This window comes from Octadecabacter sp. SW4 (genome assembly GCF_008065155.1).
Lineage (GTDB): Bacteria > Pseudomonadota > Alphaproteobacteria > Rhodobacterales > Rhodobacteraceae > SW4.
Genome location: NZ_CP042819.1, coordinates 214662 through 234077, shown reverse-complemented (window position 1 = coordinate 234077; position 19416 = coordinate 214662). Strand labels below are relative to the sequence as shown.

The following is a 19416-nucleotide window of genomic DNA, read 5'->3' as shown; positions in this document are numbered from 1 at the left end:
AACCGTGCGAGAGCTGTGCTGAACAGGAATCGATCCGGAAGTCCGGAGAACTGGGAGATGAAATGCACGACACCTTGGTTATCGGCGAATCCAAATCGACTGCGGACGTGATTTTTGAATGGTTGCACGGGGAAATTGTCACGTTAGCCATCCTGCCTGGCTCCAAGATTTCAGAGACCGATATCGCGCGCCGTTTCGGCGTATCGCGTCAACCCGTCCGCGATGCATTTCGCCGGCTCCATAATCTGGACTTGCTTGATATCCGCCCACAACGCGCGACCGTTGTCCGGCGGTTTTCGCTGGAAGAAATCGAAGCCACCCGGTTCGTCCGGCTGGCGGTTGAGCTAGAGGTGATTGAGGGCGCTGCCCAGCTATGGGATCAAGCCCGCTCGGACGCCCTTGCCGAAAATCTGGATGAACAGTCCGATGCTTTGATAGCGGGCGACGCTGGTCTATTTCATGAACTCGACTACGGGTTTCACAAGCTGATCTGTGATCTGTCTGACGTCCCGAAAGCCTTTGAGACAATCAACCAGTGCAAGCGCAAGGTCGACCGTCTCTGTGTGCTCAGCTTGTCAAACGACGAAAGTGTGGCGGAGGTGTTGGATGATCATCGTGCGATAGCCAATGCCCTTGGTCGCCGCTCGGTGCAAGACGCACGCGCGCACATCCGCCATCACGTCGGCCGGCTGGATCAAACGATTGCCGAGATACATCAAACGCACACGGATTTCTTCCAATGAAAAAAAAGCGGCCTTGGGTTTCAAGAAAAAGTGCAAGTAAGGGGTCAACATGACAAGCACAAAACCGCGGGTTGGCGCAGCGATCGCGCCCATGAGACTTCCTCGGGTCGGCACAAGCCAAGCGATCACAGTGGGAGCGGCCAAGACCAGATGGACAATGCTTTTCATCTACCGTGGGCGTCATTGCCCACGTTGCAAACGCTTCCTGAATAAACTGAATGCCGCTCTGTCCGCGTGGACGGCGCATATGGATGTGGTTGTTGCCTCGGCGGACAGTGCGGAAAAAGCACTCGCCGATCTCAGGGAGTTCGGATGGGACTTTGATCTTTGCTATGGCCTGAAGGAAGAGCAGATGCGCGCCCTTGGGCTTTACGTATCGACGCCGCTTTCAGAGGCGGAAACCACGGGAAACTTCGCAGAGCCGGGCGCCTTTGCGATCCGTCCCGACGGCACATTGATGCTCGTTGATATATCAAATGGCCCGGCAGCGCGCCCCGATCTGGAAGAGCTATTGGATGGCATGATCTTCAACATCACGAACAACCGGCCGGTGCGCGGAACAGCTTAGGCCACCCGCAATCGGTTACTCTCTCCCGCGCAGAGCGCTTTCCGCCAGCTCAAGCTTCTGTGTTTGACATAACTAGTATACTAGAATATCTTTCGAGTCTGAGGGGCGCTACTGTGGCCTCTCTGATATGATTTAGCGCATCATAGGGGGACGCGATGCCAGCACTTAACCGCGACCGCCGGTTCCCGCATGATTGCGTCGCAGGGTATACACAAGATGTGCCGTTGCCTGATCACGCTCCGACCCTCGTCACGCCTGATCGCTACGTGTTTCACCGGCTGCTTTTTCACAGTGTGCTGCCTGAACAATTGGGTATCACTCGCAAAGACTTGCAAAGGTTGAAAAAGACCACCGTGCGCTTTTTTCGCACCCCGGTGCTAACTGAACTGGCGGGGGTGAGCCTCGCGGACGGGCCGGTCATGCAAGTGCAGCCGCAGTCGCCGAAGACCTCTCGTATCGGTGCGCCAAACATGCCTGCAGGCCTTGTGCATGCGCCGTCATCCCATTCACATAATTGCAGCCAAAGATGCCCAAAGGACACACGATGACCCTCAAGACCGAAACCCGCTATGCCATTGATCCTGCGACCGCAAAAACGCTTGATACGAATGGGCTGCGCAGTCATTTTCACAAAGGCGGGCTGTTTGCAGAAGGCGAAATCAATCTGGTCTACACACATTATGATCGCCTGATCGTAGGCTCTGCTGTGCCCGGAAACGATAGGTTGACGCTGGATCACATGCACGAGACCGGCACGCCCGGTTTTCTGGATCGCCGAGAGATGGGGATTTTGAACATTGGTGAAACGGGCACCGTTGAAGTGGATGGTGACATCCACACTTTAGGGACCGGAGAACTGCTCTATATCGGCATGGGTGCCGGGGCCGTGACCTTTTCTGGCAAGGGTCGGTTCTACATCACATCTTCGCCTGCACATCGCACGTGCCCAACCAAACTGATCAAGCTTGCAGACGCCCGCCGGGTTGAACTTGGCAGCCGGGAGACTGCAAACGAACGGGTTATCATCCAGTTCCTTCACCCCGAAGTTTGCGAGACTTGCCAGCTTCTGATGGGCTACACCCAGTTCGCCCCTGGGTCGCTCTGGAACACGATGCCCGCCCACCTGCATGATCGTCGGATGGAGGCCTATCTTTACTTTAACGTGCCAGAGGATGCGCGTGTTTTCCATTTCATGGGCGCGCCAGATGAAACCCGGCATCTTGTCATGGCCAACGAAGAGATCGTGATTTCACCGCCGTGGTCGATCCACTGCGGGGCGGGCACCGCTGCTTATACGTTCTGCTGGACAATGGCGGGTGACAATGTGGACTTCAGCGACATGGACATGGTGCCAATGAGCGATCTGAAATGATCGCCATCCGCGCATGAACACCGAACCACGACCGCCATCGCGCGTCGTTCATTTGGGGTCCGGCGCATTCTTTCGCGCCCATCCCTGGGCCTATTGCAGGATATCGGCGGTAGGCGCGCGACAAGATCGACCGTAAATACACCTATGTCACGCCAGCGGGGCTGCAAAACTGCTGCACGACGCCGGTTTCTCGGTTCTGGCCATTGACGAAGGACGCGAAGTGGGATGTGCAGGCACCGATGATCCTTACGTCACCATGAGAGCCCGCAAGAATGCCTGACCTTTACGCCTATACCGACGGTGCTTGCAGCGGCAATCCCGGCCCCGGCGGCTGGGGCGCCCTGCTGATCGCACGCGAGGGTGATGCGGTGGTCAAGGAACGGGAACTGTCGGGCGGCGCGGCGGACACGACGAACAACCGGATGGAATTGCTGGCCGCAATCAGCGCATTGGAATCCCTGTCGCGCGACACGGCAATCACCATCGTGACCGACAGTTCCTACGTCAAGGACGGGATCACCAACTGGATTCACGGATGGAAAAAACGCGGCTGGAAAACGGCGGCGAAAAAGCCTGTGAAAAACGAAGACCTGTGGCGGCGGCTCGACGAGGCAACGCAACGTCACGCCGTCACATGGGAATGGGTCAAGGGGCACGCGGGCCATCCCGAAAACGAACGCGCCGATGAATTGGCGCGCGCGGGCATGGCCCCGTTCAAACCCGCATGAGCGCGGTTGTCTTCCTCGACACTGCCTCGGTGTTCATCTTTGCACTGACAGGTGCCCTTGTGGCCAGCCGCGCCCAGCTTGATATCGTCGGATTCATCTTTGTCGCCAGCCTCACGGCGGTCGGTGGCGGCACCCTGCGCGATGTGATCCTGAACCGCGATGTGGTGTTCTGGGTTGCCAATCCCACGTTCATTCTGGCGGCCAGTGTTGCAGCAGTGCTGGTGTTCTTTACCGCCCACCTTCTGGAATCCCGGTATCGGACGATCCTGTGGTTTGACGCATTCGCGCTGGCTGTGGCTGTGCCTGCCGGGGTCGCCGTGGCGCTTGGGATGGGGCAGCCCTGGGCCATCGTGCTGATCATGGGCGTCACCACGGGCTGTTTTGGCGGCCTGCTGCGCGACGTGGTCTGCAACGAGGTTCCGTTGGTCCTCAAACAAGGCGAACTTTATGTAACATGTGCCTTTGCCGGTGCGGCGGGCGCTGTCTTGGTGCTGGCAGCCGGTTACAGCGTCAACCTCGCACTGGTTGCTTGCGCCGTTCTGACATTGGCCCTGCGTGCAGGCAGCATCGCCTTTGGCTGGCGCCTGCCCGTCTACAAAAGCCGCCCGCCCAAGGCCTAGGTCAGCCGTTCAGGCAGGTCCAACCCGCGCAGAGCATCGCTGGTCTCCATCGGCTTTTTACCCGCACGTTGCAGGCGGGTAATCGCAACGGCACCGTCCCCACAGGCCACCGTGAAACCACCCAAAATCTGCCCCGCGCCGCCCTGCCCATCGGTAAGACGGCTGCCAAGCAGCTTTACCCGTTCGCCGCCCAGATCGCACCACGCGCCGGGAAAAGGTGACAATCCCCTGATCAGATGATCAACCTCGACCGCCGGACGGCTCCAATCCACACGTGCCTCGGCCTTGTCGATCTTGGCGGCATAGGTCACGCCATTTTCGGGTTGGGCTTGGGGAACCAAACTGTCGATCTGCGCAAGCGCCTTGACGATCAGCATCGCGCCCAATTCGGACAGGCGATCATGCAGCGCGCCTGTCGTGTCTTCCGGGGCAATCGCCACAGCCTCGCGCAGCAGCACGGGGCCCGTGTCCAGCCCCGCGTCCATCTGCATGATGCACACGCCGGTTTTCGCATCCCCCGCCATGATGGCGCGATGGATCGGCGCAGCTCCCCGCCAACGGGGCAACAGACTGGCATGGATATTCAGGCAGCCTAACTTCGGCGCATCCAGCACCACCTGTGGCAAGATCAACCCATAGGCCACGACCACCGCCACATCCGCATCCAACGCGGCAAAATCAGCCTGCGCCTGTGCATCTTTCAGCGAAACGGGATGGCGTACCGGCAGACCCAGACTTTCCGCCCTGGCCTGAACGGGGCTTGGGCGGTCTTTCTTGCCACGACCGGCTGGGCGGGGCGGCTGGGAATAAACCGCGCAAATCTCGAGCCCCGCGGCCACAAGCGCATCCAGCACTGGCACCGAAAAATCAGGTGTCCCCATGAAAACAACGCGCATCGGTTTCCCCTTCATCTTGGCCAAAAAACTCCCGCCGGAGGCTCCCGCGTCTGCAACTAGCGCAGTTTTGCAGCCTTTTTCAGCAACATATCGCGTTTCACACGGCTAAGGCGGTCAAAATACATCCGGCCGTTCAGATGATCGATCTGGTGCTGCACGCTGGTCGCCCACAGCCCGACCAACTCCTTGCGGTCCCACATGCCCTGATCGTTCATGAACCGCACCGTCACGGCACGAGGGCGCTTCAACACCGCCGCCACACCGGGCAAATTGGGCGAGGCTTCCTGATGCGCGCGCAGCTCGACACTTGCGTGCAGGATACTCGGGTTGGCCATGCAGATCGCCTGCCCGCGTTTGTCGCTGGCATCGACGACGGCAAGGCGCAATCCAACGCCCAGCTGCGGGGCCGCCAAACCGACACCGGGCATGGCGTCCATCGCCGAAATCATCTCGTCCCAAAGCGCGCCGATTTCGTCTGTGATCTCCTCGACTTCGGCGGCGGGGGTGCGCAAGACCGCGCTTGGCCAGGGCACGAAGGCACGGCTCATTCGCTTTCGCGCGCCAATTCGCGTTTCAACTTTTGCATCTTGCGGGTGATCATCTGACGGCGCAGCGGCTTAAGGTAATCAATGAACAGCTTGCCGTTCAGGTGGTCAATCTCATGCTGCACGCATGTCGCCCATAGCCCGTCAAACTGCTCTTCAACCGTTTTGCCATCCAGACCCGTCCAGCGCACTTTGACTTCGGCGGGGCGGGTGACTTCGCCATATTGTTCGGGGATCGACAAGCAGCCTTCCTCGTAGACATTCGTGTCCTCGGAAGACCAGATAACCTCGGGGTTGATCAGGACCATCGGGCGGGGCGATGCCCCTTCTTCCTTGACCGCGTCCATGACCAATAAACGGCTCATGACGCCGACCTGTGGCGCGGCAAGGCCAATGCCCGGCGCATCATACATGGTTTCCAGCATGTCGTCTGAAAGGCGACGCACCTGGTCGCTGATTTCAGCAACAGGGGCGGTCACGGTTTTCAGGCGCGGGTCGGGATGGATCAGTATCTTTCGCAATGTCATGGGCTCGATTTAGTCGCTGATAACACGCTGCGCAAGGCATGTGGTTTTGGGTTGCGTTCGGTTCTGACTGAAATACCCTGCCGTGAAAAATGAGGACACGTAGGAAATGACGTTGGATCACGTTGCGCGATCAGAATTTGACTTCACAACTCCCAAGGCGACGCGTGATGGCCGCAGTTCAAAGTGGGCGAATGTCGGTCAATTTCTCGATCACGAGCCCCCGGCTGACATGCTGGCAATGTGGTTGGCACAAATGGATTTCCAGCCCGCCCCCTGTTTGCAACAAGCGATGGCGGCAATCATGGCCGAGGGCGAATATGGCTACTTTAGCGGTCTCGGCAAATTCTTCGAAAGCGTCGCGTGGTGGTATGAAAACCGCCACGGCTGGTCGCCAGATCCGGCCCATATGTTCGCCACCCACGGCATCGGAAATGCCATCGGTATCGCGCTCCAGGCGATGACCGAACCGGGTGACGGGGTCATTATGTTCAGCCCGGTTTACAATGAATTTCTCAGCAAGGTCATGCGCAACGGGCGCAGGCCGGTGCAATCGCCGTTGGTTGTCGATGCCGATGGGATCTATCGCATGAACCTTGAAGCGCTCGAAAACCAACTGACGGGCGATGAGAAGGCCGTGTTGTTCTCGGCACCCCATAATCCCGCCGGGCGCGTCTGGGAGGTGTCAGAACTGCGGGCACTTGCAGCCTTCTGCGACCGGCACGATTTGCTTCTGATCTCGGACGAAATCCACCACGACCTGACATTCCCCGGCCAAGAACACACCCCTACGGCCATCGCCGCGCCAGACTCCCTGCCGCGCCTGATCACCATGTGTGCGGCCTCAAAGACCTTTGATATCGCCGGGTTGCGCACCGGTTACGTGATCATCCCCGACGATGCGCTGCGCGCACGTTTTGCGAAACTGCACAGCGGGTTGGATATCCAGTGCAATCGCGTGGGCATTGACCTGACCCGTGCGGCATATACGCCCGAAGGGGCGGCGTGGGTTGATGATCTGGTGCAGGTGCTGGATCGCAATCGCCGGATTCTTTGCGACGGGCTCAACACAATCCCAGGTGTCACGGCGATGCCGATGCAATCCACATTTCTATCATGGGTCGATTTCACGGGCACGGGAATGTCGCACGCCGAACTCGACAAACGGATCATCAAGGACGCGCGGATCATGCCCAGCCCGGGCGAGATTTTCGGCCCCCGTCACGAAATGTGGAAACGCATCAACATCGGCGCACCGACGGCGATCATTCAAGATGCTGTTGAACGCCTGCAAGCCGCATTCAGCGATCTTCAGTAACTATCGCCCAAGCAGGGCAATCGGCGCGTCATCCGCACGTTCAAAATCAAGCGGCGCCTTGTCGGCAGCGGCTGTATTGCGCTTGAATTCATAGCGCATCTCGCCGTTTTCTTCGTCGCTGGCGATAATCAGACACTGATACAAATGCCGCCCACCATCAAAGATATCGACCAGCCCGCGCAGGTGCGGCGCATCTTCCGCCTCAAGTGAAAAACCACGGTCCCACAGGCGCAATATCGGATACATCCGCTCGCCGTCCATGATCCGCAAACGGCTGCTTTTACGCAGCGCATCCTTGCGGGCGGCTTCTAATCCTTGGCGCACGGCCTCGGGCAGAAAGTCTGACATCTGATCCTCCATCCTGGTCAGGATCATGGGGCCAAACTGCTTTGCGTCAAGTTAACCTTTCGATATCAGCGCGAAAAACCTCGCAAAACCCTTAGTTTGCGGGTTTCACCTTGGGGCGCAGCACATGCGGTTTGGCCGGATCATAAAGCGCGGAATCGGGAAAACCGTGCGAATCACTCAGCGCGGGACCGACCAAAATCAGCGCCGTGCGGGTAATCTTGGCCGCACGCACCTTTTCGCGGATGTCGCTGAGCGTGCCGCGGATCATCTGCTGATCAGGCCAGCCCACGCGGTAGGCCACTGCCACAGGGCAATCGGCACCATAATGGGGGATCAACTGTCGCTCGATCTCGCGCAGCGCGCGGATACCCAGGTGGATCGCCAGCGTTGCACCCGAGCGGGCGAAGTTCGCCAGGGTCTCGCCCTCGGGCATGGAGGTCGATTTCATCGACATGCGCGTCAGCACGATAGACTGCGCCACCTGCGGCACGGTCAGCTCCGTCCCCAACGCCGCCGCCGCCGCCGCATAGGCGGGCACACCCGGAATGATCTGGTAGTCAATGCCGTCCGCCTTGAGGCGCCTGATCTGTTCGGCAATCGCCCCGTAAAGCGAGGGATCGCCGGAATGAACCCGCGCCACATCCTGCCCCTTGGCATGGGCCGCCAATAACTCAGCGTGAGTATCATCAAGGGTCATCGGCGCAGTATCCAACACACGCGCCCCCTTTGGCGCGCAGGCAACCACCGCCTCGGGCACCAATGATCCTGCGAACAAACACACCGGACAATCGCCGATGATGCGCGCCGCCTTCAGGGTCAGCAATTCAGGGTCGCCCGGCCCCGCGCCGATAAAATAAACGGTCATATCCCACCCACGTTCTTCTGTTCAAAAATTCTCATGCCGCAGGCTGCGGGATGGCGGGCGGGGCGTCGCGGCACGCGCGCGCCGAACCCCATCACGCCAGATCTCCGTCAATCTTGCGCGCATAGCCGCGCGGCGTGAACATGCGCGGTCCCTCGCCCAGTTGCGCCAGCCGTGAATTGGACGATCCCACCAACACGACCGTCAGCATATCAACCTCGTCAACCTGCAACGCGTCCAACCGGCGATAACGCACATTCTCTTCGGGACGCCCCAAACTCGACGCCAGCATCACCGGCGTATCGGCGGGGCGGTGCTGCAACAGAATGTCGCGGGCCTCGGCCAGCAAGGTCCGCCGTGTCTTGGACACCGGATTATAAAACGCGATCACGAAATCGCCCGTCGCGGCCGCATGCAGACGGCGGATAATATCGTCGCGCGGGGTCAACAGATCGCTCAGGCTGATCGTGCAGAAATCATGGCCCAAGGGCGCGCCCGCACGGGCCGCCGCACCTTGCAGCGCCGACACGCCCGGCGAACAGATAACCTCGACACGGCGCGCGGCATCGCTGACACCCAGATCTTCTTCGCTGCGGTCCAACAGTTCAAAGACCAGCGCGCCCATCGCATAAATGCCTGCGTCACCGGAACAGACCAGCGCGACATTCTTGCCCTTGCCAGCCTGTTCCAACGCGTAGCGGCAGCGGGCCTCTTCGCCGCCCAATGGGAAATCACTGCGTTCCTTGCCAACGGCCAATGGCCCCAGCAGATCAATATATAACCCATACCCCACCAATTCTTCGGCCTGGGCGACAAGGTGGGACACTTCAGGCGTCCGCCAGGCTGCCTGTCCCGGGCCGATGCCGACAACTGACAGCCGCCCGCGTGCGCGGCCGCGCATCTGCACAATCGGGTCCTCTGCGCGGGCCACGGCGCAGGTTGTATTCGCTGTCTTGCTTTTGGCGATTGATAGCTCTGCACCCGGCCCTGCCGCCGCCAGCGCCGCGCCTTCGGATACGCCGTGGCAGCCGACCTCGGCAAACACCACATCAGACGGGTTCAGCAAGCGACCCGCCTCCGCCTCAAGCGCGGCGGCCGTGAAGACCCGCAGTGGCACACCCAACCGAGCGGCCACGGCGATAATCGCCGGTTCATCTGCCTTGAGATCAATCGAAGCAACACAGGCGATCGCGCCCTTGGCGATATCGCCCGCTTCCAGCGCGCCCAACACGTGGGACCACAACTCTTCCACGTCGGCATTGCGCGCGCACCCGACCCCAAGGGCAAAGCGCTGTGGATGATAGACCAGACGGGTCGCGTTGCCATGCCCTTCGGCCTCGGTCACGAGCAGTTCGACATCGCCGCCTTCTGGCAGTTCAACATCAAACAGTTCCTCATCTGTCCATGTGACCCCACCCCCCGCCAGCAGGTTCGCCATGACCCCCTTGGCATCCCCGGGGTTCATCAAACGATAGCCTGTCGGGGGCTCGTCCAGCGCCACACCAAGCGCAACATCGCCCGCCGTAGTCACGGCCGCATCACCGCCGAGCGCATCCGCGATCCGGCGCGCCAGACGATTTGCCCCGCGATGTCCCCCCAGCAGCGGCACGACAACGGACCCGTCATCCGACACCGACACCACCGGCGGCTCCGCAGTCTTGTCCGCCAAAAGCGGGGCAACACCGCGGATCAGAATGCCACTGGCACAGACGCCGACAATCGGCACGCCTGCGGCGAACAGATCACGCGCGTGATCCAGCGCATTGGCAAACAACGCGTCTGCCTTTTCCACCCGCCCCTCGCGCCCGTGAACCGCAGCGCCAAGGGTCTGCGCGATCCGATGGGCGGTGGCTTCGCCAGAGCGCGAGAGTGCCAGAACCACAGGTGTCAAAGCCATGCATCAGCCCCTTTCGTCAGAAGTATCATTGAAAAATACGGCGCGTCCCTGGGGGCGTCAGCCAGCGGCAATACCACCTCTTGGGGCAGGCTTGCGCGCTCCACGTAGGTGGCAAATTCAGTTAAGCCCAAGTCGTCGATCACAGCACGAATTTTCGCCAGATGACGGCCAACCTTCATGATTGCGACACTTTCGGCCCCTTCAATACGTGCGCGCAGTTCACCCTCGGGCAGCGGACCGGGCAAGACGGTCAGACGTTCATTGCGCGCCACAAGCGGGCGACCGGCGCGCGCCGCACATGCGGTGATGCTGGTGACACCGGGCACGACCTGCACATCATAGCGGTCGGCAAGGCGGGCAAAAATATACATGAACGAGCCGTAGAAAAACGGATCGCCCTCGCACAGATACACCACATCCTGACCGGCATCCAAAGCCGCCGCAATGTCCGCCGCGCCTTTGTCATAGGCCTTTTGCGCGGGTTCGCGCGCGGTTGTCATTGGCACGTCCATGACAATCTCGACCGCGTCCGGCTTGATCAATTCAGCGGCAATCGCGCGCGCGAAACTTTCGCCCCCGGCCAGCGTCGGATAGGCGACGACGCCTGCGCCAGCGATCAAACGCGCCGCGCGCAGGGTCATCAAATCGGGCGCGCCGGGGCCAAGGCCCACGCCAAACAATGTCCCACTCATGGCTTTTTCTTCCAAAATATCTTCCGCCGGAGGCTTTGCTTCATCGCTTCACAAGGCTCCATTGGGTGACGGGCATCGAGGGCCGCCAACCGGTCAACCGTCCTACCGGCTCGGCGCGGTTCACCTGAAGTTTCACAAGGTCGCCACCGAACGCGCGGTAAAGGGCAAACAGTTCAGTTTCGCTTTCCAGTGTCACGGCATTCACGACCAGCCGTCCCAAGGGGCGCAGGGCATCCCACGCCGCATCAAAAGTGGCGCGCGACAGCCCGCCACCGATGAAAATCGCATCGGGCGCGGCCAGCCCGCCAAGGGCGTCAGGCACGGTGCCGTCGATCAGTTCCAGCTTGGGCGTGCCCAGCGCCAGCGCGTTGGCCGCCGCCATCGCGCGGCGGTCGGCGCGGGGTTCGATGCCGATGGCGCGGGCATATCGCGCCGCACGCATCCATTCGATAGCAACGGATCCGCAGCCGGTGCCAATGTCCCACAGCAGCGCGCCGCGCATGGGCATGAGTTTAGCGACCGTGGCGGCGCGGACCTCTTGTTTGGTCATGGTGCCGTCGGATTGGAACAGCGCATCGGCAAGGCCGGGCACGCGGGGCAACAGGGCCGCGTCCGGTGCGGCAACGCAGTCGATGCACAGGGTGTTGAACGCGGGGACGGTATGGGACCAATCGGCAGCGGTGCCGTCAAAGCGTTCTTCGCGTTCACCGCCCATCGCCGCAAGGACCGTCATGCGCGAATTGCCAAAACCACGATCCGTCAGGAACTTCGCGATTTGCGTCGGGGTTTCTACGCCGGTTGTCAGGACGATAAGTCGTTGATCAGGTTGAATAAAGGCAATCATCTGTTCCACGGGGCGACCATGCACCGTCAGGGTTTCCACATCCGCCAGCGACCAGCCCATACGCGCCGCAGCCAGTTGAAAGGCCGACAATTGCGGGTGGTAAACCAGTTGATCAGCGGGGATCGCGCGCCCGATCCGCGCGCCGACCGAAAACCACAACGGATCACCCGTCACCAGCACCACGGCACGTCGATTTCGCAATGATTCCAGGGTGGTAATCATCGCATCAAACGGCGAGGGCCAGGCGATACGCTCGGCATCGGGATTGACAGACAGGGTGTGATGACGGTCACCGCCGACGATCACTTCGGCGGCTTCGACCACAGCGCGGGTGACGGGGGTAAGGCCGTCCATGCCGTCTTCGCCGATGCCGACGATATGCAGCCACGGAGCGTTAACCATTGGGCAGCCCCCCTGAAAACGGCGTATGGAAACCGTATGGAAACCATATGGAAACCGTATGGGTCGTCGTATGGCTGGGCGCGTTAAGCATGTGTCACCTCGGGCAGGCCCGCCGCCAGCGCATTCACCGCAGCCGAAGCCATCGCCGAGCCGCCGCGCCGCCCGCGCAGAGCGACAAATTCACAACCGCGCGGATTGGCGGCCAGTTCGGCCTTGGATTCAGCCGCGCCAATAAATCCGACAGGGAACCCGAGGATTGCCGCCGGTTTGGGCCAGCCCGCGTCGAGCAGTTCGAGAAGGTGAAACAGGGCCGTGGGCGCATTGCCGATGGCAACGACTGCGCCTGCGATATGCGGCTCCCACAATTCCACGGCAGCGGCTGACCGCGTGTTGCCAATCGCCTTGGCGCGGTCCGCCACGGACGGGTCGTTCAGCGTGACGATCACATCATTGTCTGCGGGCAGGTAGCGGCGGATGATCCCTGCGCCAACCATTTCGCAATCGCACAGGATCGGTGCGCCGCCCGTCAGGGCCGCGCGGCCTGTCGCGCTGACATCTTCGGAAAATGCCAGCCGGTCGGCGATTTCCACCATCCCGCAGGCATGGATCAGCCGGGTCATCAGCGGATGCATGTCGGGGGCAAAGCGATCAAGGCGCGCCTCGCGCGCGACGGTCGCAAAGCTGGCAGCGTAGATCGCGGCGGGGTCGGTTTCATAGGGACGCATTACGGAATCTCAATCACAAAGGACAGCCCCCGACCGCGGGTGGGGGTGAAGCCCCCGCCCATGGGGGCGGTCGGGGGCTGTCCGGCTTTGCCGTCCAAGATCACGCCTTAGCCTTGCGCGCGCTTTCCGGCCCGTGCGGGTGGTCGGCGTGCGGATAGACCGCGTGGTGGTGATCGTGGTGGTGATCATGGTCGTGGTGGTGATGGTGATCATGGGTGTGTTGCGCCACCAGCCGACACATGCCGGTGCAGAAGGTATCGCACAGCGCGCAGTCAGCCACGTTCGAGCCGGGCGCAGAGGCCCCCTGCCCTTCGACGTGATGGTGGTGGCTTTCCTGCACCGCGCCGACTTCGGCCTCGAACCCCAAGACCTGCACGCGGTATTTGCACAGCACGCAGGTGGGCGGTGGTGTGTTGGCGAATGCGGGATGATTGCGCTGATCCGGTGTGATGTGCACATGATCACCGTTGTCCAGTGCCAGCACCTGTTCGCGGTAACCGCATATCCCGCAGTTGGGGGGCGGATTTTTTCCGGTCTGTTCGATGATCCGTTCGGCGAATGTTTCCAGCACCGATGCGTGATCCCCAAGGTAGCCCGCCTTGACGAACTGGATACCGGGATTTTCGGCGGCAACCTGATCGGTGAAGCCATAGATGCGGTCGATCAGGATGCCGGAAAACAGGAAATAGGGGAAAACGATGATGCGTTTGTATCCCAGTTTCGCGGCATGTGTCAGGCAGGGTTCGACCAGCGGGAAGGTCACGCCGGAATAGCCGACCTCGCACCAGCCAAAGCCGATGCCTTCGTGCAGCATGCGCGCGATCTTGGCGACGTTGCCGTTGGCATCGGGGTCGGACGCGCCGCGCCCGATGACCACCAGGCAGGTGTCGTGCAGATCGACGGGACCGTGTTTGGAATTTGCCGCGCTCACGGCCTCGGTGATCCGCCCCGCAGCGGCGGCGATCATTTTCGGATCGACGCCCAGTTCGCGGCCATAGGAAATGTCGATACCGTGTTTCTGCGCGTAGGTATTCAACACGGTCGGGATATCGTTCTTGGCGTGCATCGCCGCAAACAACATGCCTGGCACCGCGAGGATCCGGGTGCATCCGGCCTCGCGCAGTTTGTCCAGCCCGTCGCGGATCACGGGATTGGCAAATTCGAGGTAGCCATATTCGGTTTGCCAATCGTCGGGCAGGTAGGCGGGCAGCTTGTCGGCCAGCGTCGCAAATTCATCGACCGCAGATTGGGAGCGTGAGCCGTGCCCGCAGATCATCACACCGGTTTTCATGCGGTTGCTTCCTCTTCGGGCTCGTCCTCGGTGTCGGCAGAGGTTTCTTTGCCGCCGCGCCCTTTCAATGCACCCCAAAGTCCGACCAGCACGGCAACGCCCACAGCCGCCCCTGCGACCCAATGATTATGGCCCGCGACATCGGCGATATGCCCCGGGTCGGCGGCGGCGGATGTGGCGAAAAGCATCGCGATCAGGGTAAGGGTTGTGCGCATCTTGCTGTCCTCGTGTCGTATAATGGCCAGAGGACCGCAGGTGCAGTCGTTGACGATGCAGCGGTCCGGTTCCCGTTTTGGGTCAACCTTGCGCCACCAACCTCTCTGGCCACTGGGGCTTCGTCTGAGAAGGGGTATAGGCGGTGGGCCGGTGACTCGCAAATGGATAAGCGGCGAGGGAGAGGTCGAAACCGACTGTGCCGCCACTGTGCGTTGGCGCAGGGGCCATGCGCGGGAAGCGGGGTTGCGCCCGCCCGCGCGCGCGTTAGGTCAGACGTAACAGGTATCGGAGGGGAACATGGGCCAACTTGTTGACGGCGTCTGGCAGGACGTTTGGTATGATACGACATCCACGGGCGGCGCTTTCAAACGCTCGACCGCGAAGTTTCGCAACTGGATCACGACCGATGGCGCTGCGGGGCCAAGCGGCGAGGACGGGTTCGAGGCGCAAAGCGGGCGCTATCATTTGTATGTGTCCTATGCCTGCCCTTGGGCGCATCGCACCTTGGTGTTTCGCGCGCTCAAGGGGTTGGAGGACCACATTTCCGTCTCGGTGGTCCATCCGCACATGCTGAGTGATGGCTGGACCTTTGAGACCGATTTCGCGGATGCCACCGGGGACACCCTTTATGGGCTGCCGTTCGCGCGTGACATATATCTGAAGGCTGACCCAAAGATATCGGGACGCGTCACGGTGCCGATCCTGTGGGACAAGCTGCGCGAAACGATTGTCAGCAACGAAAGCTCCGAGATCATCCGCATGTTCAACTCCGCCTTTGACGGTATCACGGGCAACGCGGATGACTATTGGCCCGTCGCCTTGCGCGATGCGATTGAACCCGTCAACGACCGGATTTACAACACTGTCAACAACGGCGTTTACAAGGCGGGCTTTGCCACCACGCAAGAGGCCTATGAGGCGGGTGTGATGCCCTTGTTCGACAGTCTGGACTGGCTTGAGGACCGCCTGTCGCAGAGCCGTTATCTGATGGGGGATCGGTTGACCGAGGCTGACTGGCGCTTGTGGACCACCCTGATCCGCTTTGATCCGGTCTATCACCTGCATTTCAAATGTAACCGCAAGCGGATCGTCGATTATCCGAACCTTTGGGCCTTCACGCGTGAACTATATCAGATGGAGGGGATCGCGCAGACCGTGAAGATGGATCATATCGTGCATCACTATCACTACAGCCACGAGACGATTAACCCCTACCGGATCGTTCCGATTAATCCGGTGCTGGATTACGACGCGCCGCATGGGCGTGGTTAATGGTGAACGGCGTAGTGTTCGACCATCGCGGCAATGTCTTCGGGCGGCGTTGTGCTGGGCACCAGTGTGCAGGCGTTGGAGGCCAGCGTAAAAATTGACCCATCCGAAAAGAATGAGGTGTCGGTAACAAACATCACTTGCGTGTCGGGCTGGCGGTATTGCGCAAAGTCCGACACCGAGATGGCATCATGTGCCTGTTCAAGATTGACGACGATTACCTCGAATGTCTGATCGGAGATGGCCATGATCGCGTCATCAGATGTCGCCACAAGTTTCACACGCCCGCCGTGCCGCCGCAGGTGATCCGCCCAAAGCTGCCCAAGCGGGCCTTTATTTTCAACGATCAGAACATCCATAGCTTACCCCAGTTCACTTTCAGCGCATGTCACGTGCCTGCGCATCCATCGCCCAACCGGATTGCCCGTTGAAGGTTAACGAAGGGTTAAAACACGCCCCCACCTATTACCAAATGGCAGGAAACAGCCGCGCCCCTTGCGGAAATCCGCCGAATGTTTATCAAAACGCTAAAATCGGAGGCGCAAAACCCATGACCACCTGGATCACCATCTGCGACACCTGCAAAGCGCCTGGCTGGGAAGACACCGCCATGGAACAGACCGATGGCGAGGCTTTGGCCGCATTGATCGAGGACCGCGCGGGCGGTGACGTGGCCGCGCGCCGCGTTTCATGCACGATGGGCTGCGAAAGGGCGTGCAACATCATCGTCCAGGGGGCGGGCAAGATCGGCTATTCCCTTGGCAAATTCGCGGCCTCTGCCGAAGATGCGCAGGCGATTGTCGACTACGCGCAGATGCATGCCGCCAGCCCCACGGGGCAGGTGCCGTTTCGTGAGTGGCCCCAGGGCGTGAAGGGTCATTTTGTCAGCCGCCACACCCCCGTTCCTGAATGACACAAGCGCGCGACCACGGCGGCGGGTTGGACGCCGCGATTGCGCGCTATGGCGGGGCGCGCGCTGATTGGATTGATCTGTCCACCGGAATCAACCCGGTGCCCTATCCGGTCGGAGGAATCGGTGCGCAGGCGTGGACTGCATTGCCCGACACCGAGGCAATGCACCGTTTGCTGGATGCTGCGCGAAGCTTTTGGAATGTGCCGCGGGGGGCCGATATAATTGCAGCGCATGGGGCGTCTGCACTGATCGCCCGCCTCCCGTCGGTATTTGCCGGGGATACCGCGACGATTCCGGCGCCAACCTATAACGAACACGCGGCCGCGTTTCGCGCCCAAGGCTGGTCTGTGCAGGAACACGGCGCGGCGGCGGTCACGACTGTTGTGCACCCCAACAATCCTGACGGTCGCATGTGGCGTGCCGCCGACATCGATGGCCCGACTGTGATCGACGAGAGTTTTTGCGATGTTGCCCCGGACCAGTCTTTGGTGACGGAAACCACGGGCGGCGGGGTTGTGGTCCTCAAGAGTTTTGGCAAATTTTGGGGGCTTGCGGGCCTGCGGCTTGGCTTTGCGATCGGGCAACCTGACACGCTTGCGCCCCTGCGCGATCTGATGGGGCCGTGGTCCGTGTCTGGCCCCGCGCTGGACATTGGTGCGCGGGCGCTGGCGGATCAGGCCTGGGCCGAAGAAACCCGCGGGCGGTTGGCCGCGGATGCGGACCGGCTGGATGCTTTGCTGACGGGCGCTGGCGCGCAGGTCGTTGGCGGCACGACGCTGTTTCGCTTGTATGAAGTCGATGACGCGGTGCGCTGGCAGGATCACCTTGCGCGGCACCACGTCTGGTCGCGCATTTTTCCGTATTCCAAGACGTGGGTGCGCCTTGGCTTGCCGCACCCTGACAGGTGGACGCAGGTCGCCGATGCCGTAGCGGGCGTCTGACATGGCGATGGCGCTGTTCTTTGCGATGTGCCTTGATGCATGGCTGGGAGAGCCGCGCTGGCTGTGGTCGCAGGTAGCGCATCCGGCGGTGATGATGGGCCGCGCGGTGGGCTGGCTGGATCAGCGGTTCAACACGCGCGACAGCCGGTTGGAGGGTCTGATTGCATTTGCAGCGCTTGTGATTGGCGCGGGGCTGCTTGGCTGGGCCTTGGCGCTGTTGCCGGGGCGATGGATCGACCTGCTGATCGGCGCGGTGTTGCTGGCGCAAAAGTCCTTGGTCGAACATGTGAAAGCGGTGCAGGAGGGTTTGCGCAGCTCGCTGGATGACGGACGGCGCGCCGTGGCGATGATCGTCAGCCGCGACACAGGGCAGATGGACGAAAGCGATGTCGCCCGCTCCGCGATTGAAAGCGCGGCCGAGAATTTCAGCGACGGTGTGATTGCGCCCGCCTTTTGGTTTCTGATTGGCGGGTTGCCCGCATTGCTGATCTACAAGATCACCAACACCGCCGACAGCATGATTGGCTATCGCACCCCGCGGCATGAAAAATTCGGCTGGGCGGCGGCGCGGTTTGACGATCTGCTGAACTGGATTCCAGCGCGGGTGACGGCGGTGATCATCGGATTGGCCTGCCCCGGCGCGCGCCTGGCCCCCGTGCGCCGCGATGCGAAACTGCACCGTTCGCCCAATGCGGGATGGCCCGAGGCGGCGATGGCCTATGGCTTGCAGATCGCCCTGTCCGGCCCGCGCCGTTACGGTGGCGTGATGACGGATTATGCCTTTGTGAACGCGGATGGCAAACGCGATCTGGGTGCGGATGACATTGCCGCCGCGATCCGCGTATTGTGGATTTCCTGGGGCATGGCCTTGACCTTGGTAGTGGCTATCGGGCTGGTCGGGCGGGTGGTAATGACCGTGTTCAGCCTTTGGTAACACTGACCGACTGCGCCAGCATCTGTGCGCTGCCCCAGCTTGTCAGGAATGCGACATCCGCCGCATCGCGCCCCACGCCGATGAGAGCCATTTCGCCGGCTGCCGCCATGCCTGTCGGGTCAACAAGGTGCCAGCCACCGTCAAGGAACACTTCGACCACGGCGTGAAAATCGGGCGGTGTGACCGTGGGCGCATAGACACTGGCGATGCGTGCCGGGATCGCGGCGGCACGGGCCAGCGCGATCAGCACATGCGCATAGTCGCGGCATATCCCGTGGCGATGCACGAAGCTGTCCATTGCGGTGGTCTGCGCGGTGCTGGCACCGGGATCGTAGGTAAAGGCATCTTCGATCCAGTCGCGCATTGCCACGATCCGCGCGCCGCCCGTCAGGTCGCCGAAATCCGCATCCACAAAGGCCTGAAAATCATCCGCCGGACAATAGCGCGACCCCATCAGATACCGCAGGGTTTCAGGTGGCAGGTCGTGCAGCGGGGTGGCTGCCAGTGTTGCCATCTCGACCGCTTTGCGCGTGATGGTCACGGTCGCGCGGTAGTCACATGTCACATGTCCCTGCACGCGGGTCCAACTGCGTTCGCCGATGCCTTCCTCGGCTGGAACGCGACGAAAATGATCGACGGGGGTGATCATCAGCGTGGGGTCGTTGACGGTCTGGTCGCGGGTCTGCGCCGCCTCGATCTGCAAAAGCACATCGGTCTTGTCGGCGAACATGTAGTCAAGGTGGGTGTGGATGATCAGCTGCATGCCGC

23 protein-coding genes are annotated in these 19416 nt (G+C 61.1%); 10 read left to right on the top strand and 13 right to left on the bottom strand.

What is annotated here, in order from left to right; all coding sequences use genetic code 11:
* Positions 1 to 62: 62 nt before the first annotated feature.
* The 5 genes from FTO60_RS01145 to FTO60_RS01125 all read left to right on the top strand — a co-directional run bounded on the left by FTO60_RS01145 (position 63) and on the right by FTO60_RS01125 (position 4031).
* Positions 63 to 743 (top strand): GntR family transcriptional regulator, encoded by a 681-nt coding sequence (locus tag FTO60_RS01145; RefSeq protein ID WP_148054248.1) that lies wholly within the window; start codon positions 63 to 65, stop codon positions 741 to 743.
* A 49-nt stretch (positions 744 to 792) separates the two neighbouring features.
* A complete protein-coding gene (locus FTO60_RS01140) occupies positions 793 to 1311 on the top strand; it encodes a redoxin domain-containing protein (RefSeq protein ID WP_148054247.1) in 519 nt (172 codons plus the stop codon).
* A gap of 544 nt (positions 1312 to 1855) precedes the next feature.
* Positions 1856 to 2683 (top strand): 5-dehydro-4-deoxy-D-glucuronate isomerase, encoded by an 828-nt coding sequence (gene kduI / locus FTO60_RS01135; protein ID WP_148054246.1) that lies wholly within the window; start codon positions 1856 to 1858, stop codon positions 2681 to 2683.
* A gap of 272 nt (positions 2684 to 2955) precedes the next feature.
* Positions 2956 to 3411, top strand: coding sequence for a ribonuclease HI (gene rnhA / locus FTO60_RS01130; protein WP_148054245.1), 456 nt, complete (start codon positions 2956 to 2958; stop codon positions 3409 to 3411).
* A complete protein-coding gene (locus FTO60_RS01125) occupies positions 3408 to 4031 on the top strand; it encodes a trimeric intracellular cation channel family protein (protein WP_148054244.1) in 624 nt (207 codons plus the stop codon). The genes rnhA and FTO60_RS01125 overlap by 4 nt, the downstream gene beginning before the upstream one ends.
* Here the strand turns inward: FTO60_RS01125 and fmt are convergent.
* Genes fmt through def (FTO60_RS01110) form a run of 3 tightly spaced genes read right to left on the bottom strand, consistent with a single transcriptional unit; the run spans position 4028 to position 5999 of the window.
* Complete coding sequence (gene fmt / locus FTO60_RS01120) at positions 4028 to 4927, bottom strand: methionyl-tRNA formyltransferase (RefSeq protein ID WP_148054243.1); 900 nt, start codon at positions 4925 to 4927, stop codon at positions 4028 to 4030. The genes FTO60_RS01125 and fmt overlap by 4 nt on opposite strands.
* Positions 4928 to 4983: 56 nt before the next feature.
* Positions 4984 to 5475 carry a peptide deformylase gene (gene def, locus FTO60_RS01115; protein WP_148054242.1) on the bottom strand — a complete coding sequence of 164 codons (492 nt, stop codon included), beginning with the start codon at positions 5473 to 5475 and terminating at the stop codon, positions 4984 to 4986.
* A complete protein-coding gene (def, locus tag FTO60_RS01110; protein WP_148054241.1) occupies positions 5472 to 5999 on the bottom strand; it encodes a peptide deformylase in 528 nt (175 codons plus the stop codon). The genes def (FTO60_RS01115) and def (FTO60_RS01110) overlap by 4 nt, the downstream gene beginning before the upstream one ends.
* Before the next feature lie 238 nt (positions 6000 to 6237).
* On the opposite strand from def (FTO60_RS01110), the gene FTO60_RS01105 reads away from it, so the two are divergent.
* The gene (locus tag FTO60_RS01105; protein WP_254696851.1) at positions 6238 to 7314 is read left to right on the top strand and encodes a MalY/PatB family protein; all 1077 of its coding nucleotides are present in this window, start codon (positions 6238 to 6240) and stop codon (positions 7312 to 7314) included.
* Here FTO60_RS01105 and FTO60_RS01100 read toward each other — a convergent pair whose 3' ends face one another.
* From FTO60_RS01100 to FTO60_RS01065, 8 genes are all read right to left on the bottom strand, one after another.
* Positions 7315 to 7662, bottom strand: a complete 348-nt coding sequence (locus FTO60_RS01100; protein ID WP_148057000.1) for a hypothetical protein — start codon at positions 7660 to 7662, stop codon at positions 7315 to 7317.
* Between the two features lie 91 nt (positions 7663 to 7753).
* Positions 7754 to 8527, bottom strand: coding sequence for a precorrin-4 C(11)-methyltransferase (gene cobM / locus FTO60_RS01095; protein ID WP_148054239.1), 774 nt, complete (start codon positions 8525 to 8527; stop codon positions 7754 to 7756).
* 91 nt (positions 8528 to 8618) lie between these two features.
* Positions 8619 to 10421 (bottom strand): precorrin-3B C(17)-methyltransferase, encoded by a 1803-nt coding sequence (cobJ, locus tag FTO60_RS01090; RefSeq protein ID WP_148054238.1) that lies wholly within the window; start codon positions 10419 to 10421, stop codon positions 8619 to 8621.
* Positions 10412 to 11113 (bottom strand): precorrin-2 C(20)-methyltransferase, encoded by a 702-nt coding sequence (gene cobI / locus FTO60_RS01085; RefSeq protein WP_148054237.1) that lies wholly within the window; start codon positions 11111 to 11113, stop codon positions 10412 to 10414. Before cobI ends, cobJ begins: the two co-directional genes overlap by 10 nt.
* 40 nt (positions 11114 to 11153) lie before the next feature.
* Positions 11154 to 12359: a precorrin-6y C5,15-methyltransferase (decarboxylating) subunit CbiE gene (gene cbiE, locus FTO60_RS01080; protein ID WP_148054236.1), complete on the bottom strand. Its 1206-nt coding sequence runs from the start codon at positions 12357 to 12359 to the stop codon at positions 11154 to 11156.
* A gap of 83 nt (positions 12360 to 12442) precedes the next feature.
* On the bottom strand, positions 12443 to 13084 hold the full coding sequence (locus tag FTO60_RS01075) for a precorrin-8X methylmutase (protein WP_148054235.1): 642 nt from the start codon (positions 13082 to 13084) through the stop codon (positions 12443 to 12445).
* A 100-nt stretch (positions 13085 to 13184) separates the two neighbouring features.
* Positions 13185 to 14375, bottom strand: coding sequence for a sirohydrochlorin chelatase (locus FTO60_RS01070; protein ID WP_148054234.1), 1191 nt, complete (start codon positions 14373 to 14375; stop codon positions 13185 to 13187).
* Positions 14372 to 14590, bottom strand: coding sequence for a DUF6732 family protein (locus FTO60_RS01065; RefSeq protein ID WP_148054233.1), 219 nt, complete (start codon positions 14588 to 14590; stop codon positions 14372 to 14374). The genes FTO60_RS01070 and FTO60_RS01065 overlap by 4 nt, the downstream gene beginning before the upstream one ends.
* 298 nt (positions 14591 to 14888) lie before the next feature.
* Between FTO60_RS01065 and FTO60_RS01060 the strand changes: the two genes are divergently transcribed.
* Positions 14889 to 15863, top strand: a complete 975-nt coding sequence (locus FTO60_RS01060) for a glutathione S-transferase family protein (protein WP_148054232.1) — start codon at positions 14889 to 14891, stop codon at positions 15861 to 15863.
* On the opposite strand, the gene FTO60_RS01055 is transcribed toward FTO60_RS01060, so the two are convergent.
* Positions 15860 to 16219, bottom strand: coding sequence for a hypothetical protein (locus FTO60_RS01055; protein WP_148054231.1), 360 nt, complete (start codon positions 16217 to 16219; stop codon positions 15860 to 15862). The two genes, FTO60_RS01060 and FTO60_RS01055, sit on opposite strands and share 4 nt — an antisense overlap.
* 191 nt (positions 16220 to 16410) lie before the next feature.
* Here FTO60_RS01055 and FTO60_RS01050 point away from each other — a divergent pair, with 191 nt between their 5' ends.
* From FTO60_RS01050 to cbiB, 3 genes are read left to right on the top strand one after another with little or no spacing between them, the layout of a single operon-like run.
* On the top strand, positions 16411 to 16773 hold the full coding sequence (locus FTO60_RS01050; RefSeq protein ID WP_148054230.1) for a DUF1636 domain-containing protein: 363 nt from the start codon (positions 16411 to 16413) through the stop codon (positions 16771 to 16773).
* Positions 16770 to 17714 carry a threonine-phosphate decarboxylase gene (locus FTO60_RS01045; RefSeq protein ID WP_148054229.1) on the top strand — a complete coding sequence of 315 codons (945 nt, stop codon included), beginning with the start codon at positions 16770 to 16772 and terminating at the stop codon, positions 17712 to 17714. Before FTO60_RS01050 ends, FTO60_RS01045 begins: the two co-directional genes overlap by 4 nt.
* Before the next feature lie 7 nt (positions 17715 to 17721).
* Positions 17722 to 18648 (top strand): adenosylcobinamide-phosphate synthase CbiB, encoded by a 927-nt coding sequence (gene cbiB, locus FTO60_RS01040; protein ID WP_148056999.1) that lies wholly within the window; start codon positions 17722 to 17724, stop codon positions 18646 to 18648.
* Here cbiB and FTO60_RS01035 read toward each other — a convergent pair.
* A complete protein-coding gene (locus FTO60_RS01035; RefSeq protein WP_148054228.1) occupies positions 18635 to 19411 on the bottom strand; it encodes a transglutaminase family protein in 777 nt (258 codons plus the stop codon). The two genes, cbiB and FTO60_RS01035, sit on opposite strands and share 14 nt — an antisense overlap.
* Positions 19412 to 19416 lie beyond the last annotated feature (5 nt).

What these genes read in the sequence shown, in the direction of transcription:
- FTO60_RS01145 (WP_148054248.1), top strand. Translation starts at nt 63, where the DNA reads ATGCACGACACCTTGGTTATCGGCGAATCCAAATCGACTGCGGACGTG.
- FTO60_RS01065 (WP_148054233.1), bottom strand. Translation starts at nt 14,590, where the DNA reads ATGCGCACAACCCTTACCCTGATCGCGATGCTTTTCGCCACATCCGCC.
- cobJ (WP_148054238.1), bottom strand. Translation starts at nt 10,421, where the DNA reads ATGGCTTTGACACCTGTGGTTCTGGCACTCTCGCGCTCTGGCGAAGCC.
- FTO60_RS01075 (WP_148054235.1), bottom strand. Translation starts at nt 13,084, where the DNA reads ATGCGTCCCTATGAAACCGACCCCGCCGCGATCTACGCTGCCAGCTTT.
- def (WP_148054241.1), bottom strand. Translation starts at nt 5,999, where the DNA reads ATGACATTGCGAAAGATACTGATCCATCCCGACCCGCGCCTGAAAACC.
- cobI (WP_148054237.1), bottom strand. Translation starts at nt 11,113, where the DNA reads ATGAGTGGGACATTGTTTGGCGTGGGCCTTGGCCCCGGCGCGCCCGAT.
- FTO60_RS01100 (WP_148057000.1), bottom strand. Translation starts at nt 7,662, where the DNA reads ATGTCAGACTTTCTGCCCGAGGCCGTGCGCCAAGGATTAGAAGCCGCC.
- fmt (WP_148054243.1), bottom strand. Translation starts at nt 4,927, where the DNA reads ATGCGCGTTGTTTTCATGGGGACACCTGATTTTTCGGTGCCAGTGCTG.
- FTO60_RS01050 (WP_148054230.1), top strand. Translation starts at nt 16,411, where the DNA reads ATGACCACCTGGATCACCATCTGCGACACCTGCAAAGCGCCTGGCTGG.
- FTO60_RS01035 (WP_148054228.1), bottom strand. Translation starts at nt 19,411, where the DNA reads ATGCAGCTGATCATCCACACCCACCTTGACTACATGTTCGCCGACAAG.
- FTO60_RS01105 (WP_254696851.1), top strand. Translation starts at nt 6,238, where the DNA reads ATGTGGTTGGCACAAATGGATTTCCAGCCCGCCCCCTGTTTGCAACAA.
- FTO60_RS01125 (WP_148054244.1), top strand. Translation starts at nt 3,408, where the DNA reads ATGAGCGCGGTTGTCTTCCTCGACACTGCCTCGGTGTTCATCTTTGCA.
- kduI (WP_148054246.1), top strand. Translation starts at nt 1,856, where the DNA reads ATGACCCTCAAGACCGAAACCCGCTATGCCATTGATCCTGCGACCGCA.
- def (WP_148054242.1), bottom strand. Translation starts at nt 5,475, where the DNA reads ATGAGCCGTGCCTTCGTGCCCTGGCCAAGCGCGGTCTTGCGCACCCCC.
- FTO60_RS01140 (WP_148054247.1), top strand. Translation starts at nt 793, where the DNA reads ATGACAAGCACAAAACCGCGGGTTGGCGCAGCGATCGCGCCCATGAGA.
- FTO60_RS01045 (WP_148054229.1), top strand. Translation starts at nt 16,770, where the DNA reads ATGACACAAGCGCGCGACCACGGCGGCGGGTTGGACGCCGCGATTGCG.
- cobM (WP_148054239.1), bottom strand. Translation starts at nt 8,527, where the DNA reads ATGACCGTTTATTTTATCGGCGCGGGGCCGGGCGACCCTGAATTGCTG.
- FTO60_RS01070 (WP_148054234.1), bottom strand. Translation starts at nt 14,375, where the DNA reads ATGAAAACCGGTGTGATGATCTGCGGGCACGGCTCACGCTCCCAATCT.
- FTO60_RS01055 (WP_148054231.1), bottom strand. Translation starts at nt 16,219, where the DNA reads ATGGATGTTCTGATCGTTGAAAATAAAGGCCCGCTTGGGCAGCTTTGG.
- rnhA (WP_148054245.1), top strand. Translation starts at nt 2,956, where the DNA reads ATGCCTGACCTTTACGCCTATACCGACGGTGCTTGCAGCGGCAATCCC.
- cbiB (WP_148056999.1), top strand. Translation starts at nt 17,722, where the DNA reads ATGGCGCTGTTCTTTGCGATGTGCCTTGATGCATGGCTGGGAGAGCCG.
- cbiE (WP_148054236.1), bottom strand. Translation starts at nt 12,359, where the DNA reads ATGGTTAACGCTCCGTGGCTGCATATCGTCGGCATCGGCGAAGACGGC.
- FTO60_RS01060 (WP_148054232.1), top strand. Translation starts at nt 14,889, where the DNA reads ATGGGCCAACTTGTTGACGGCGTCTGGCAGGACGTTTGGTATGATACG.